Here is a 14,769-nt window from a genome sequence, read left to right on the forward strand (position 1 = left end):
TTGCTTCGGAGCGGTGCCTATGACAATTCCGCCCTCTGTTGGAGCGGTTATGAAGTCAGCTACTAGGGATTAGCCCTGGCGCTGCTTGTGGCGCGGGTTTTCGCAGATCACCATGACCACACCGTGACGGCGGATCACCTTGCACTTATCGCAGATCGGCTTAACGCTCGGCTTGACCTTCATCGCATTCCTTTTGATTGCAACTTGATTACTGGCGAGATAAGAGGTTCCCTCACTTACGTTGGGGAACTGCGTTATCCCTTTGAACACGATTTAAACGCCGCCAGGGGCGACGTTTATCTCGGGTTTACTTGTAACGGTAGACGATACGACCTCGGGAAAGGTCGTAGGGGCTCAGTTCCACTACTACTCGGTCCTCAGGCAGGATGCGAATGTAGTGCTGACGCATCTTGCCCGAGATGTGTGCGAGAACCTTGTGGCCGTTATCCAGCTCAACACGGAACATCGCGTTGGGCAGAGCTTCAACCACAGAGCCTTCAATCTCGATGACGCCGTCTTTCTTAGCCATATCCTCCGCTAACGTCGGTGCCCGTCGCAGGTGCGGCGGGCAATTGTATCTTCTGTTTGTGAGCTCACCTCGGTGAGGTGCTAGGGCGTTTTAAGGCGCACTTAACACTGGCACAAACAACCAACTGTTAACTCTACGGCAAAGACCATGGAAAAACAACCGTGATTTTTATGACATCAGGCACTTAATGTTTAAAAGGAAGAAGCCCCTCCCCCACGTTCCTGAAAGTCTTCATGACTTCCCTCCGCAGGAAAGGGGCACCGTTCACCGGTCACAGCTCAGCTACTTAGTCTTCCTTAGCAGCCAGCTGACCGCATGCACCATCAATATCGGAACCGCGAGTATCACGAATAGTCGTCGGAATACCGTGGGCACGCAGACGCTCCACAAAGTTCTGCTCAACGCCCTTACGGGATGCTGTCCACTTCGAACCCGGGGTCGGGTTCAGCGGAATCGGGTTCACGTGCACCCAGCCGCGGCCGCGCTGAGCCAGCTTCTTACCGAGCAAATCCGCACGCCAGCCCTGATCGTTAATATCGCGAATCAGCGCGTACTCAATAGAGACGCGGCGGCCGGTCGTACGGTAGTAGTCGTACGCAGCGTCCAGAGTCTCGTCAACCTTCCAACGCTGGTTAATCGGGATTAGCTCATCACGCAGCTCATCATCCGGAGCATGCAGAGACAGCGCCAAAGTAATGGGCAGCTTCTCCAGCTCAAACTTACGAATACCGGGTACCAGACCCACGGTCGACATGGTCAGACCACGAGCAGAAATACCGAGGCCCTCGGGCGAAGGGTCAATCAGGCGGTGCACAGCACCCATAGTTGCCTTGTAGTTAGCGAGCGCCTCACCCATACCCATGAAGACAATATTGGAAACACGCAGAGGACGAGTATCCTCAGAACCGCCTTCTGCTTCTTCCAAACCCTTCATCTGCTTCAGGTAGCGGGCACCAGCTACGACCTGCTCCACAATTTCTGCAGTAGAGAGGTTACGGGTCAAACCCTGCTGACCGGTTGCACAGAAGGGGCAGTTCATACCGCAGCCAGCCTGCGAAGAAATGCACATGGTCACGCGGTTGTCATAGCGCATGATGACGGACTCAATGAGCGCACCATCAAAGAGGCGGTGCACAACCTTCAGGGTGTCGCCACCGTCAGCCTCGAGGGTACGGACCGGAGTCAGAAGCTGGGGCATCGCCTGAGCAACCATCTGCTCGCGATCCTTAGCCGGCAGGTCAGTCATCTCGGCGGGATCAGTGACCAGACGCTCAAAATAGTGCTTGGACAGCTGGGACGCACGGAACGACTGGTAGCCCAGTTCCTTCAGAAATTCGCGGCGGCCAGCCATATCGAAGTCAGCGATGTGCTTGGGCGGCTTCGCACGGCGCGGTGCTTTCAGGGCAATCTGGCCGGGTGCGGGGCGAACGTTCGAGATTTCAACCGGCACCTTGGTCGCAGCGGGCGCGGTTGCCTCGCCGCTATTGAGAGTTTCGCTCATGGAGCTTCTTCCTTGTGATGTGGATGCTTTCGGATGCGCTATCACGCACCGGACCGGATTCGCCGGTTTCTTCGGGTGGAGGTGGGGCAACTAAAGGTGTTCCCCTCCCCCAGTGGTGGGGCTTAGGCGGGAATCGGAACCGGGGTTACGCCGAAGCGAGCAAGTTCGCTGGCGCCGCCGTCTTCTGCGGTCAGAACCCAGATGCCGTCGCTGTGCACAGCAACGGAGTGCTCCCACTGGCATGCATCGGAGCCGTCAACGGTCACAACGGTCCAGTCATCGGAGAGCACCTTGGTCTCGATGGAACCGGTGACGAGCATCGGTTCGATAGCGAAAGCCATACCGGGCTTAATCTTCGGGCCCATGTCACGCACAGCGTAGTTCAGCACATCCGGAGCCATGTGCATCTGCGAGCCGATGCCATGGCCCACATAGTCTTCAATGATGCCGTACTTATCGCCGTATTCTTCGGTCACGTATGCTTCGATAGCCAGACCGATTTCACCGACCTTCTTTGCGGTCGCGAGAGCCGCGATACCGTGCCACATCGCCTCGCGGGTCACGGCAGAGAGCTCCGCGCGCGCTTCGCTTACGTTGTCACCGACCAGAACGGTACGTGCCGAGTCGCCGTGCCACTGGCGGTTGGTGGCGGGGTCAATCACGTATGCACCACCGTCGATGGAGAGGATATCGCCGTCCTTGAGAACGTAGTCGCCGGGGATACCGTGAACGACCTCGTGGTTGACGGAGGTGCATACGGTTGCCGGGTAGTCGTAGTAGCCGTAGAAGTTGGAGGTACCGCCCAGTTCCAGCAGGGTGCGTTCAAAGGCGGCATTCACCTCTGCGGTAGTTACGCCGGGGCGGGCTGCCGCTACGGCCGCGTCAAGTGCGCGGCTGGTGATAACACCTGCACGAGCCATCTGCTGAAGCTGTGCATTGGTTTTGATTTCGACTCGTGCCATTCTGGCTCCTTAGGTGTATGGGGCGGTATGCCCAAGCTTAGAACTCTACAGACAGCACTGTACCCCCGCAAGTTTTTGTGATGCATCATGCACCTCAAATTGCGGGGGTACAGCAGAAGATTACTTCAGAGCGTCGAGGATGCGCTCGGTGACTTCAGCAATCTCGCCGAGGCCGTTAACTTCCTTGACGATGCCGCGTTCGCGGTAGATTGCGATCAGCGGCGCGGTCTCCTCTTCGTAGACCTTCAGGCGGTGACGGATGACTTCTTCGTTGTCATCGGTACGACCCTGCTCAGCTGCACGGTTGAGCAGACGCTCGACGAGTTCGTCGTTATCTGCAACGAGCAGCAGAACGCGGTCGATCTTCTCGCCCTTAGCTTCAAGGATGGAGTCCAGCTCGTGCACCTGTGCAGTGTTGCGGGGGTAGCCGTCGAGCAGGAAGCCGTTGACGACGTCGCCTTCGTCCAGGCGTGCACGCACCATGTTGTTGGTGACAGAGTCGGGAACCAGGTTACCGGAGTCGATGTACGACTTCGCTTCCTTACCGAGTTCGGTCTCTTCCTTGATGTTCTTACGGAAGATATCGCCGGTAGAAATTGCGGGAATCTTCAGCGCTTCAGCGATCTTGACGGCCTGGGTGCCCTTACCTGCACCGGGAGGGCCGACGATGAGCAGACGGTTCATCGGAGCAGTCCTTCGTAGTTTCGTTGTTGGAGCTGAGCGTTGATCTGCTTGAGAGTATCAAGACCAACACCCACCACGATCAGCAGCGAGGCGCCGCCGAACGGGAAATTCTGGTTTGCGTTGAATAGGATAAGCGCTACCAGGGGAATCATGGAAATTACACCCAGGTAAAGTGCGCCAGGCAACGTAATTCGGTTGAGTACGTAGCTGAGGTAACGCTCGGTCGGCTTACCGGCACGAATACCGGGGATGAAGCCACCGTACTTCTTCATATTGTCCGCTACTTCCACCGGGTCGAAGGTGACCGCCACGTAGAAGTAGGCGAAGCCAATAATCATGAAGAAGTAGAGAGCAATGTACAGCGGGTGGTCGCCACGCACCAGGTATGCGTTAATCCAGTTAACCCAGTCCGGCGGGGTGGAGCCGTTGGTGGGGGTGTTGAACTGGGCAATCAGACCGGGCAGGGTCAGCAGGGAGGAGGCGAAGATCAGCGGAATCACGCCGGCCATGTTGACCTTCAGCGGGATGTAGGTGCTGGTGCCACCAATGGTGCGTCGACCAATCATGCGCTTTGCGTACTGCACGGGAATACGGCGAACGGACTGTTCCACGTAGACCACCGCGAGCATGACCAGCAGGCCAATACCGCAGACAGCCGCGAAGATACCCCAACCGTGGGTGCGCTGGATAGAGCCCAGAGCGCTCGGGAAGGAGGAAGCGATGGAGGTGAAGATCAGCAGGGACATGCCGTTGCCGACGCCACGCTCGGTAATCTGCTCGCCCATCCACATGATGACGGTGGTACCCGCACACAGGGTGACGATAATCAGCAGGATGTGCAGTACGTCGTCCTGGGGGATGATGCCGGGGCAGTTACCCAGCAGAACGCCGGAGCGTGCCATCGAGACGATGGTGGTTGCATTCAGCAGAGCAAGAGCGATGGTCAGGTAGCGGGTGTACTGGGTGAGCTTTGCCTGACCCTGCGCGCCTTCATCGTGCAGTTCCTGGAATCGCGGGATGACCACGCGCAGCAGCTGGATGATAATGGACGCGGTAATGTACGGCATCACGCCGAGGGCAAAGATCGAAAGCTGCAGCAGTGCGCCACCGCTGAAGAGGTTGACGATATCGTAGACGCCACCGCTCGTAACATTGGCGTTCAGACACTGCTGTACGTTTCCGTAGGAAACGCCTGGCGCGGGGATGAAAGTGCCCACGCGGTACAGCACAATCATTGCCAGGGTAAACAGCAGCTTACGCCGCAAATCGGCGGTCTTAACGACTCGCCCGAATGCGCTCAGCACATGTCCTCCTGTAAGTCTATGGGGCGCCCATCCCTCTCAAAGAGTTTTAGGGCGCAGTAAACACATCTTCCAGTCTATCGTGTTTGGAGCGGGTAACGATAACTCCCTAGCAGATTATGTAGCTTTTATATTCTCTTAGCGTGATTTTTGAGCACAAAATGTGGCGCACACCAAGCGCTCAAATATGCAAATACAGGAATATAGCCCTGTTGTGAATCTTTTCAAGCAGCAAAAAGCCCCCGCCGTACAGTGTACGGACGGGGGCTTTCTCGTCTTGAAGACTACTTAACGGTTACAGAACCGCCAGCGGCCTCGATCTTCTCGATAGCGGAAGCCGATGCCTTGTCGACAACAACGTTCACCTTGACGGAGATTTCGCCGTTGCCCAGAACCTTCACGAGCTCGTTCTTGCGAACGGCACCCTTAGCAACCAGTGCCTCGACGGTGACATCGCCACCGTTGGGGAACAGTTCCTGGATGCGGTCCAGGTTAACAACCTGGTACTCGGTGCGGAAGGGGTTCTTGAAGCCGCGCAGCTTCGGCAGGCGCATGTGCAGCGGCAGCTGGCCGCCTTCGAAGCCTGCACGAACCTGGTAACGTGCCTTGGTACCCTTGGTACCGCGACCTGCGGTCTTACCCTTGGAGCCTTCACCGCGGCCAACGCGGGTCTTTGCCTTGTGGGCACCCGGTGCCGGGCGCAGATCGTGAATCTTGATAGCTTCTGCCATCTTTACTTGACCTCCTCAACCTTCACCAGGTGAGCAACGGTGTTAACCATGCCAACGGTGACGGGGTCAGCAGTGCGGACTACCTTGTTGCCGGGGCGCTTGAGGCCCAGGGAACGCAGGGTGTCGCGCATGTTCTGCTTCTGACCAACATAGGACTTGACCTGGGTGATTTCCAGCTTTGCGTCGCTGGGCTGAATACGCTTGGCCATTACTACGCACCTGCCTTTTCAGACTTGGTGTTGCGCAGGTAGCTGGGGATAACCTCATCGGTGGGCAGGCCACGGCGGGCTGCCACTGCCAGGGGCTCCTCGAGCTCCTTGAGTGCTGCAACAGTTGCGTGAACGATGTTGATCTGGTTCGAGGAACCGAGCGACTTGGACAGCACGTCGTGAATGCCTGCGCACTCGAGTACTGCACGCACGGGGCCACCTGCGATAACACCGGTACCAGCGGTTGCCGGACGGAGCATCACAACGCCTGCAGCTGCCTCACCCTGCACGCGGTGCGGGATGGTGCGGCCTTCGATGCGGGGAACGCGGAAGAAGTTCTTCTTTGCTTCCTCGACACCCTTGGAGATTGCTGCGGGAACTTCCTTAGCCTTACCGTAGCCAACGCCGACCAGGCCGTTACCGTCACCAACGACGACCAGTGCGGTGAAGCTGAAGCGACGACCACCCTTGACGACCTTGGAAACGCGGTTGATGGTCACAACGCGCTCGATGTACTTGTCCTTCTCCTCCTCGCGAGCGCGGTTGTTACGGCGCTCACCACGGCCACGACGCTCGCCGCGGTTGTTGCGGCGCTCCTCGCGCTGGTTGGAGGTCTCAGCGGTTTCAGCTACTACTGCTTCGCTCACCTGAGTTTCCTTTACGTTCTGCTCGCTCATTAGAGTGCAAGACCTCCCTCGCGTGCACCGTCAGCAACGGCTGCAACACGGCCGTGGTACTTGTTACCACCGCGGTCGAACACGACTGCCTCAACACCAGCTGCCTTGGCGCGCTCTGCTACGAGCTCACCAACGCGCTTTGCCTTAGCGGTCTTGTCCAGGTCAGCTGCACGCAGCTCTGCTTCCATGGTGGAAGCGGATGCCAGGGTTACGCCCTTGACATCGTCGATAACCTGAACGAACATGTGACGGGTCGAACGGGTGACGCACAGGCGCGGACGCGCAGCGGTACCCGAAACGTACTTGCGGATGCGAGCGTGACGACGTGCACGCTGCGCTGCCTTCGACTTGATAGCCATGTTTACTTACCAGCCTTTCCGACCTTGCGGCGGATGTGCTCACCTGCGTAGCGAACACCCTTACCCTTGTAGGGATCGGGCTTACGCAGACCACGAATGTTTGCTGCAACCTGACCAACGAGCTGCTTGTCGATACCCGACACGGTCAGCTTGTTAGCACCCTCCACTGCGAAGGTAATACCCTCGGGAGCGGTGATGTTGATCGGGTGGGAGTAGCCCAGAGCGAACTCCAGGTCGTTACCCTTCGGGGTCACACGGTAACCGGTACCAACGATTTCCAGCTTCTTCTCGTAGCCGGAGGTAACGCCGATAATCAGGTTCTGAATCAGGGTACGAGTCAGACCGTGCAGCGAGCGAGACAGGCGCTCGTCGTTCGGACGAGATACAACGATCTCGTTTTCGTTCAGAGCCACGGTGATGGGGGAAGCTACCTTGTGGGAGAGCTCGCCCTTCGGGCCCTTAACGGTGACCAGGTTGCCATCGACCTTAACCTCAACGCCGGCGGGAACCGAGATGGGGAGACGTCCAATACGTGACATTATTCTCTTCCTTTCTCTTCTAACCGACTACCAGATGTAAGCGATGACTTCGCCGCCCACGCCCTTCTTCGCTGCCTGCTTGTCAGTGAGCAGACCCGAAGAGGTGGACAGGATTGCGATGCCGAGGCCACCCAGAACCTGGGGCAGGTTGGTGGACTTTGCGTAGGTACGCAGGCCCGGCTTGGAAATACGACGCACGCCAGCGATGGAACGCTCGCGGGACGGACCGTACTTGAGGACGAGGGTCAGGGTCTTGCCGACCTTTGCATCCTCAACCTTCACGTCGGCGATGTAGCCCTCAGCCTTCAGGATCTCTGCAATGCGAGCCTTCAGCTTGGAGTAGGGCATGGATACGGTGTCGTGGTATGCGGAGTTTGCGTTACGCAAACGGGTCAGCATATCTGCGACCGGATCAGTCATAGTCATTGTGGGCTTTAGCCCTTCCTCGTTGTGGTTTCCCTACCCCGCGGTAACGGGGTCTGGACCTACAACGTAGTCGTTAGTTGGTCTTGAACGGGAAGCCCAGTGCCTTCAGGATTGCACGGCCTTCTTCGTCGGTCTTCGCGGAGGTCACCACGGTGATGTCCATACCACGCACGCGGTCGATCGAGTCCTGATCGATTTCGTGGAACATGGACTGCTCGGTCAGACCGAAGGTGTAGTTACCGTTACCGTCGAACTGGCGGTCCGAGAGGCCGCGGAAGTCGCGGATTCGGGGCAGTGCCAGGGTGACGAGGCGGTCCAGGAATTCCCACATGCGGTCGCCACGCAGGGTGACGTGTGCGCCGATGGGCATACCTTCGCGCAGCTTGAACTGTGCGATGGACTTCTTAGCGCGGGTAACAATCGGCTTCTGACCGGTGATTGCGGTGAGATCGCGGATTGCGCCATCCATGAGCTTTGCGTCGCGAGCTGCCTCGCCGACACCCATGTTTACGACGACCTTAACGATCTTCGGGGTCTGCATGACGTTCTCGTACTTGAACTCTTCCTGCAGAGCGGGAACGACGACCTCAGCGTACTTGGTCTTGAAGCGGGGGGTGATCTTGGTTTCGGTCATTAGATGTCCTTACCCGAACGCTTAGCAACGCGCACGCGAACGGTGCGCTCCTTGCCGTCACGCTCTACAGTCTCGAGGCGGAAACCAACACGGGTCGGCTTCTTGGTCTCGGGGTCAACAATCGCAACGTTAGAAACGTGGATCGGTGCCTCAACCTTCTGAATGCCGCCTGCTGCGCCGGTCAGGGGGTTAGCCTTGGTGTGCTTGGTGACGACCTTGACGCCCTCAACAATCACGCGGTTTTCCTTGGGGAGAACCTTCAGAACCTTGCCCTGCTTGCCCTTATCTGCACCGGAAATAACCTGAACCAGGTCGCCGGACTTGATCTTAGCCATGAATTAGAGCACCTCCGGAGCCAGCGAAACGATCTTCATGAACTTCTTGTCGCGAAGCTCACGACCCACGGGGCCGAAGATACGGGTACCACGGGGATCACCATCAGTGTTCTTCAGGATCACTGCGGAGTTCTCGTCGAACTTGATGTAGGAGCCGTCGGGACGACGGGTTTCCTTCTTGGTGCGGACGACGACTGCCTTGACAACGTCACCCTTCTTTACGGTACCGCCGGGGATTGCATCCTTGACGGTTGCGACAATGATGTCGCCAATGCCTGCGTAGCGACGCGAGGAACCACCGAGAACACGGATGGTCAGGATTTCCTTCGCACCAGTGTTGTCGGCGACCTTCAGTCGCGACTCCTGCTGAATCATATTTCTCCTGTCGTCTCGCCGGTTCCGACTCGCCTTAGGCGCGAGCCAGCCTTGCGGAACATTTTTACGGGATTGGTTGACGCCCCGGGCCCCATCTCTGCGGAAGGGGTTAGCGGAAACGCCTGGGGCAAACCCATGCCAGAAGCATTTGGACCCGCGTGAAGCGGGCGTATCCCACCCGTAAGTAGCGGCATTATGCACTGGCACGAGAAGCCCGTGGTTGTGCGGCCACTTGGATATAGCCACACAGTCTTAACACTGTACAGGAGGCAGGCATGTAGCGCAAGAGTTTGCTGATTATGATTTCAGTCTCCCCCACCCTATCCCTGGAGATAGCCGGGTTTAGGGAGCAAAAACCCCATATCCCACATCAGCATCGATCGAGAAGGCCCCTTATTTGACACTTAAAGCAGGAGGCCCCTTCGTGTAGTTCCTGACGCATAAGAAACTGAAGGGGCCTCGAGAAATCTATCAAACAATATGTCAAACAAGGATGATAGATATTTATATTTTACTACGCTTTAATGTTCCTCCACGACAGACTTGCCGTAGGGCTAGCGAGAGACCACGACGGCCCAACTCCCCCACCCCGCAAGCGTGCACACAGCACTAGAGCACGGCACGCACTACGTTGATATATCAGCTGATCTTCGTCCAACAGCTAGGGCACATATACTTTCGCGATACCGTCACGGATGATAGGGTGAGGTTCTTCTCCCGGCCGGTTCTCTTCTGCAGCCTCGTAGTATTTGCCAGAGCGCACATCCAGCACGTAGGGAACCTCAGCTGCGAGATACCCTCCCTGTCTTATCGATAGCAAGACACTCCTATCCTCCATGTTGAGGCTTTTCTAGCACAGGCCACGCACTACACCGCTCATGATTGAGACACTCTATACCGGTAGCATATAACGCTCTCCCCCAGGCTCTGAGTAAGGCAGATTTGCTCAATGAAAGCTTCTCATTCTACATACAATCACTATAATAGACATCAATCTAGAGAATGTGACAGCTTATGGAATTTATAAGCTTATTCCGAGGCGTCTAGAGGTATGGATTTCGTAATATTTCGTCACCCCTGAACCCCCATCAAAGTAGTGTTCTGAAAAAATCTGCTTAAAAATTTAGAAATTAAGGGTCGTTTTTTCAAAAAACAAGTTTTTTGGTAATAAACGCGCTTCGAGGTGCGAAAATCAGCGAGATGTACCATAATAGAAGAGACGCATGCGTCAAATAAGAGGTTCGGTCCTTATCGGACAGATTTCTTGGGTCCCTTTTTCCTCGCTAATCCGTTTGTCTAGGGACCGAACCTCGCTTTGACACTAAACCCGCACTTCGGTGCGGGTTTTCTTTATATCTGAGGCGCTAGAACCCTACATTTCATTCTCTGGGGGCTGTTAACTCGTCAAATATAGGCGGGGCTAGTACAGGGGGGCGCCTCGCCTTCCTCCATCTCTACTCATTCCCTCTTCCCCGCTGCTACCTCTGACCCTGCTCTAGGCATTCCGCCTAAATAACAGGCATATGGACACACTGAAAGGGGCGGTACCCATCGCTTTGATGGGTACCGCCCCTTTCAACATGTATTGGCAGTTTCAGAGAGTCAATCGGGTGCTTGAATATCTAGCAGTTCCCGGTCTACCTCTTTCGCTACTACCGAGCGGTAGTAGCGTGGGCTGCCGTGGGGTACGGACTATGCCTTGCGGCGACGTGCTACCAGTACAGTTGCGCCAACGACCAGGGCAAGAACACCAATTCCGGCTGCAACGACGACGCCCGAAGCACCGGTGTTAGCCAGCGAAGACTTCGAGGAGTTCGAAGAGGTGGAGCCGTTGCTGGAAGAAGTGACATTCTGCGACGAAGAGCCGGAGGTCTTCGGGGCGGTGTTGTCCTTCTTCTGGGTCTCGGAATTCATAGAGTCCACGGGAGCCTTGGACTGATCCTTAGCAGGCTGGTCCTTTGCCTGTTCCTTAGAATCTGCTGGTGCAGACGGAGCAGCAGAGGGGTTAGTTACAGGTGCGTTAGCCGACTCGGATGCCTTCGGCTCCGATACCTTAGGTGCAGGTACCTGATTTTCGGTGCTGAAGGTGTACTCTACGGCGACGCCACCACGTGCGTTATCATTCTCCGCCAGGGAACCGGAGAGCAGGTAGATAGCAACGCTATCGCCGGTCTTCAGTTCTTCAGTCAGGTTAGAGTTTGCCACGGTGGGGCGGTCGATGGTTGCGGTGAAGTTACCGTTTTCGTCCGCCTTGATGTATGCCCAGATGCCTGCGCTATTGCCTTCAACGCCTTCGAGCTTGGGCTCTTCCTTCGCGGAAATAGCGCCCTTGTTCAGCTTGACGGCGATAACAGAACCCTTACCGTCCAGAGTCTTGAAGCCTTCACCGCGGAAGGTCAGCTTCTGGCCGTCCCAGGTCTTGGGGAAGTAGACCTTAGCGCCGTCCTTGTACTCGTGCACAACCTCATTGGAATTTGCGCTTTCGGAGGGTGCCGGGGTAGTCGGCTCGGGCTTAGCAGACTCGCTCGGTGCCGGGGTGCTGGGTTCGGGCTTAGCAGACTCGCTCGGAGCCGGAGTGGTCGGCTCAGGCTTAGCAGACTCGCTCGGAGCCGGAGTGGTCGGCTCAGGCTTAGCAGACTCGCTCGGAGCCGGGGTGGGCTGTTCGCTATCCGGCAGGCTCAGCTTAGTGCCGGCAGGGTAAGTGGTAGTCACGCCAGAAGGAGTAGCAGCGACCTGGGTGGTTTCTGCCGGTGCGCAGGTCTCAGCGGTGTCTGCCTTCTTCTCTGCAACAGTTGCGGAGAGCGCTTCACCACCGCGAGGAGTGTCACCTTCAACAATGGAGCCGGAGAGCAGGAAGACCGACACCTTGTCGCCACTCTTCAGGTTTTCCGTCAGGTTGGAGTTCTCGGTGGTCGGGTACGGCAACTCAGCGGTGAAGTTACCGTTCTCGTCTGCCTGGATGTATGCCCAAACACCTGCGCTGTTGCCCTCAACACCGTTGAACTTCGGCTCTTCCTTAGCGGAGATACGACCCTTGTTCAGCTTGACAGCGAGCACGGAGCCCTTCGAACCGTCCTGGGTCTTGAAACCTTCACCACGCAACTTCAGGGTTTCGCCGGTGGTCCAGTCCTTCACAGCGTAGAGCTTAGCGCCGTCAGCGTAGGTCTTCACCAGTTCTTCAGAAGCAGTCTGCACTGCCGGCTTTGCGGTGGTTTCAACGGTGGTGCTGATCTTCACCATGACGCCGGGGGTAATCGGGGAATCTGCGTTGTCCTTGCCCTTGGGCTCGGTGCTAGAGGTGCGGTATTCGCCGGTGGTCTTATCGATGGTGTAGTTCGTTTCAATGGCGGAAGCGCCTTCGATGCTACGTGCTACAGCGTATACGCTACCGTCTGCAGTGACCAGAACATCATTCGCACCGCTAGTTGCGCCGGTGGACACCTGAGACACAACGGTGCCGGTGCGTGCGTCAACAACGCCGACGTTGCCGGTACCGTAATCGGTCACGTACAGCAGGTCACGGGCTTCGTCGGAGGCAAGGGCGAGAGCCTGAGAGCCGAAAGGAATGGTCTTCTTGTAGGCGCCGGTTTCCAGGTCGTAGACGGTGATACCGGAGTTAGTGCCCTTACGGTCACCCTGGGAGCTAACGTAGATTTCCTTCAGAGACTTGTCGATGGTGACGTCAGAGGCGTTCAGGTCGGCTTCAGCATTGTCCTTGTGCAGCTGAATGGTCTTCTCAACCTCGTAGCTCTTGGTGTCGATTACCTTCACGGTGCCGGCACTCAGGGAAGGAACGTAGAGCTTGCCATCGGCGGAGTCCACGTGCATGTTCATTGCGATGTCAGATTCGCCCTTGGCATCGGTGAATTCAATCTTCTTGACCAGAGCGTGCAGGGTGGTGTCGAAGACGCTAATGCCGCCGGAGCCAGAGACAAAGACCTTGCCGCTGGAGGGATCGATGCGTACCTCGCGCGGGTGGTTGACCTCGCCTTCTGCGCTGCTCCAGATAATCTTGTTGGTCGCGGGATCGAAGACAGATACCTTGTTGACGCGGGTCTGGGTCACCCATACGTATCCGGTTGCTTCGTCGTAGGCAATACCGTAGGGAGATTCGATCTGCTTACCGGTCGGTGCGGTAGCGCCACGAGCGGTGAAGTCAGTGGTCGGGAACTGGTAGACAGTGGAGAGGCTCGGGGTGGATGCAACGTTCCAGGTGCCGACACCACCGGTCAGTACCGGCGGGCGGCCGGAGGAGAAGGAGGTGTAGAGGGAGGAGGTTGCTGCCGAGTATGCCAGCTGGTACTGGCCGGGCAGGCCCTGGTACTGGGTAGCGCTCACTGCGATGTGGCGGCATTCCTCAGCAGAGGTCTGGGAGTTTCCTCCGGGGACAGACGCGGAGACGTTTGCCGCAAAGGTAGCGGGAACCGCAGCGAAAGAACCTGCGACAACGGAAAGTGCGCCAGCAATGGCGAGCAGCTTACGTGAGGGCTTGGGTGAAGAAGTCATGCTGATCCTCGATGATGTGTAGTGGTACTTCTCCAAAGGTCGTGCAACCTCCGGAAGATGCGTAGCTAAGCCCCTATGGATTAGGCAAGGCTAGACTAAGCAATTATAAAGTTGATAATAAGTGCCTCATTAGGTTATTTTCAAGCAGCTTTTATCAGCGCCCACGCTTCTCACGACTCTTTTAGCCACCCTCGCTATCCTCCCTAAAGCCCCGCATACACGCTCCACAAGGGGATTTCTTCCTCCAGCTCAAGCTACGTGGCTCTTTGATAGCGTTGTCCGGTAAAAGTATCCACTTTTCTGTATGACATCTTCAAAAGTTTTATGACAAATATTTATTCGGCATTTCATGACTTCTATCGTTGATTCTGTAGCCCACAGAACTTCCCGCTGAGTTCTCCCGGATAAAGGTTAAACGCAAAGGAGCCCTCTCCTACCTAAGTAGGAGAGGGCTCCTTTTATTGCTCTAGCAGAGAGTCATTAGAGGGCTTACTTAGCCTTCTCGATGATCTCCACGATACGCCAGCGCTTGGAAGCGGACAGCGGACGGGTCTCTGCAATCAGAACGAGGTCACCAATACCAGCAGTGTTCTGCTCGTCGTGTGCCTTGATCTTGGAGCTACGGCGAACGACCTTGCCGTACAGTGCGTGCTTCACGTGGTCCTCGACCTCGACGACAACGGTCTTGTCCATCTTGTCGGAGACAACGTAGCCGCGGCGGGTCTTGCGGTAGCCGCGCTCTTCGTTCTTTACTTCACTCACTTGGACTCACCTTCAGTTGCGGGACGAATACCGAGCTCGCGCTCACGCAGCACGGTGTAGATACGTGCGATGTCGCGCTTAATAGTGCGGCGACGACCTGCGTTAGCCTGACCGGTGACTTCCTGGAAGCGGATGTTGAAGAGTTCCTTCTTCGCTTCGCTCAGCTTTGCAGCCAGCTCTTCGTTGGAGAGCTCTGCGAGCTTATCGATGCTCAGGTCCTTGGATCCTACTGCCATCTC

At 56.7% G+C, this 14,769-nt stretch carries 18 protein-coding genes; all 18 read right to left on the minus strand.

What is annotated here, in order from left to right; genetic code table 11:
* Positions 1–69 precede the first annotated feature (69 nt).
* The 18 genes from rpmJ to rpmC all read right to left on the minus strand — a co-directional run bounded on the left by rpmJ (position 70) and on the right by rpmC (position 14,766).
* The gene (gene rpmJ / locus RQ593_RS03400; RefSeq protein ID WP_004005257.1) at positions 70–183 is read right to left on the minus strand and encodes a 50S ribosomal protein L36; all 114 of its coding nucleotides are present in this window, start codon (positions 181–183) and stop codon (positions 70–72) included.
* A 124-nt stretch (positions 184–307) separates the two neighbouring features.
* Positions 308–529, minus strand: a complete 222-nt coding sequence (gene infA / locus RQ593_RS03405; RefSeq protein ID WP_005505018.1) for a translation initiation factor IF-1 — start codon at positions 527–529, stop codon at positions 308–310.
* A 286-nt stretch (positions 530–815) separates the two neighbouring features.
* Positions 816–2,030, minus strand: coding sequence for a 23S rRNA (adenine(2503)-C(2))-methyltransferase RlmN (gene rlmN / locus RQ593_RS03410; protein WP_044150213.1), 1,215 nt, complete (start codon positions 2,028–2,030; stop codon positions 816–818).
* 122 nt (positions 2,031–2,152) lie between these two features.
* Positions 2,153–2,992, minus strand: coding sequence for a type I methionyl aminopeptidase (gene map / locus RQ593_RS03415; protein ID WP_070633783.1), 840 nt, complete (start codon positions 2,990–2,992; stop codon positions 2,153–2,155).
* A gap of 120 nt (positions 2,993–3,112) precedes the next feature.
* Positions 3,113–3,676, minus strand: a complete 564-nt coding sequence (locus RQ593_RS03420; protein ID WP_070633782.1) for an adenylate kinase — start codon at positions 3,674–3,676, stop codon at positions 3,113–3,115.
* Positions 3,673–4,980 (minus strand): preprotein translocase subunit SecY, encoded by a 1,308-nt coding sequence (secY, locus tag RQ593_RS03425; RefSeq protein ID WP_070633781.1) that lies wholly within the window; start codon positions 4,978–4,980, stop codon positions 3,673–3,675. Before secY ends, RQ593_RS03420 begins: the two co-directional genes overlap by 4 nt.
* Positions 4,981–5,261: 281 nt before the next feature.
* The gene (rplO, locus tag RQ593_RS03430; protein ID WP_005505008.1) at positions 5,262–5,708 is read right to left on the minus strand and encodes a 50S ribosomal protein L15; all 447 of its coding nucleotides are present in this window, start codon (positions 5,706–5,708) and stop codon (positions 5,262–5,264) included.
* 2 nt (positions 5,709–5,710) lie between these two features.
* Entirely contained in the window at positions 5,711–5,917 is a 207-nt protein-coding gene (gene rpmD / locus RQ593_RS03435; protein ID WP_004005265.1) for a 50S ribosomal protein L30, read from the minus strand.
* A gap of 2 nt (positions 5,918–5,919) precedes the next feature.
* Complete coding sequence (gene rpsE / locus RQ593_RS03440; protein WP_171840195.1) at positions 5,920–6,564, minus strand: 30S ribosomal protein S5; 645 nt, start codon at positions 6,562–6,564, stop codon at positions 5,920–5,922.
* A 29-nt stretch (positions 6,565–6,593) separates the two neighbouring features.
* On the minus strand, positions 6,594–6,953 hold the full coding sequence (gene rplR, locus RQ593_RS03445; protein ID WP_005505006.1) for a 50S ribosomal protein L18: 360 nt from the start codon (positions 6,951–6,953) through the stop codon (positions 6,594–6,596).
* 2 nt (positions 6,954–6,955) lie between these two features.
* Positions 6,956–7,492, minus strand: coding sequence for a 50S ribosomal protein L6 (rplF, locus tag RQ593_RS03450; RefSeq protein ID WP_005505004.1), 537 nt, complete (start codon positions 7,490–7,492; stop codon positions 6,956–6,958).
* Positions 7,493–7,519: 27 nt separating this feature from the next.
* Positions 7,520–7,918, minus strand: coding sequence for a 30S ribosomal protein S8 (gene rpsH / locus RQ593_RS03455; RefSeq protein ID WP_005505003.1), 399 nt, complete (start codon positions 7,916–7,918; stop codon positions 7,520–7,522).
* Between the two features lie 73 nt (positions 7,919–7,991).
* Positions 7,992–8,552: a 50S ribosomal protein L5 gene (gene rplE, locus RQ593_RS03460; RefSeq protein WP_005505001.1), complete on the minus strand. Its 561-nt coding sequence runs from the start codon at positions 8,550–8,552 to the stop codon at positions 7,992–7,994.
* Positions 8,552–8,887, minus strand: coding sequence for a 50S ribosomal protein L24 (gene rplX, locus RQ593_RS03465; RefSeq protein WP_005504988.1), 336 nt, complete (start codon positions 8,885–8,887; stop codon positions 8,552–8,554). The genes rplE and rplX overlap by 1 nt, the downstream gene beginning before the upstream one ends.
* 3 nt (positions 8,888–8,890) lie before the next feature.
* Positions 8,891–9,262, minus strand: a complete 372-nt coding sequence (rplN, locus tag RQ593_RS03470) for a 50S ribosomal protein L14 (protein WP_005504986.1) — start codon at positions 9,260–9,262, stop codon at positions 8,891–8,893.
* A gap of 1,692 nt (positions 9,263–10,954) precedes the next feature.
* Positions 10,955–13,768, minus strand: coding sequence for an LPXTG cell wall anchor domain-containing protein (locus RQ593_RS03475; RefSeq protein ID WP_311449837.1), 2,814 nt, complete (start codon positions 13,766–13,768; stop codon positions 10,955–10,957).
* A gap of 489 nt (positions 13,769–14,257) precedes the next feature.
* A complete protein-coding gene (gene rpsQ, locus RQ593_RS03480; protein ID WP_012903053.1) occupies positions 14,258–14,530 on the minus strand; it encodes a 30S ribosomal protein S17 in 273 nt (90 codons plus the stop codon).
* Positions 14,527–14,766 carry a 50S ribosomal protein L29 gene (gene rpmC / locus RQ593_RS03485; RefSeq protein WP_005504969.1) on the minus strand — a complete coding sequence of 80 codons (240 nt, stop codon included), beginning with the start codon at positions 14,764–14,766 and terminating at the stop codon, positions 14,527–14,529. The genes rpsQ and rpmC overlap by 4 nt, the downstream gene beginning before the upstream one ends.
* Positions 14,767–14,769 lie beyond the last annotated feature (3 nt).

Source organism: uncultured Rothia sp., assembly GCF_963507905.1.
GTDB lineage: Bacteria > Actinomycetota > Actinomycetes > Actinomycetales > Micrococcaceae > Rothia.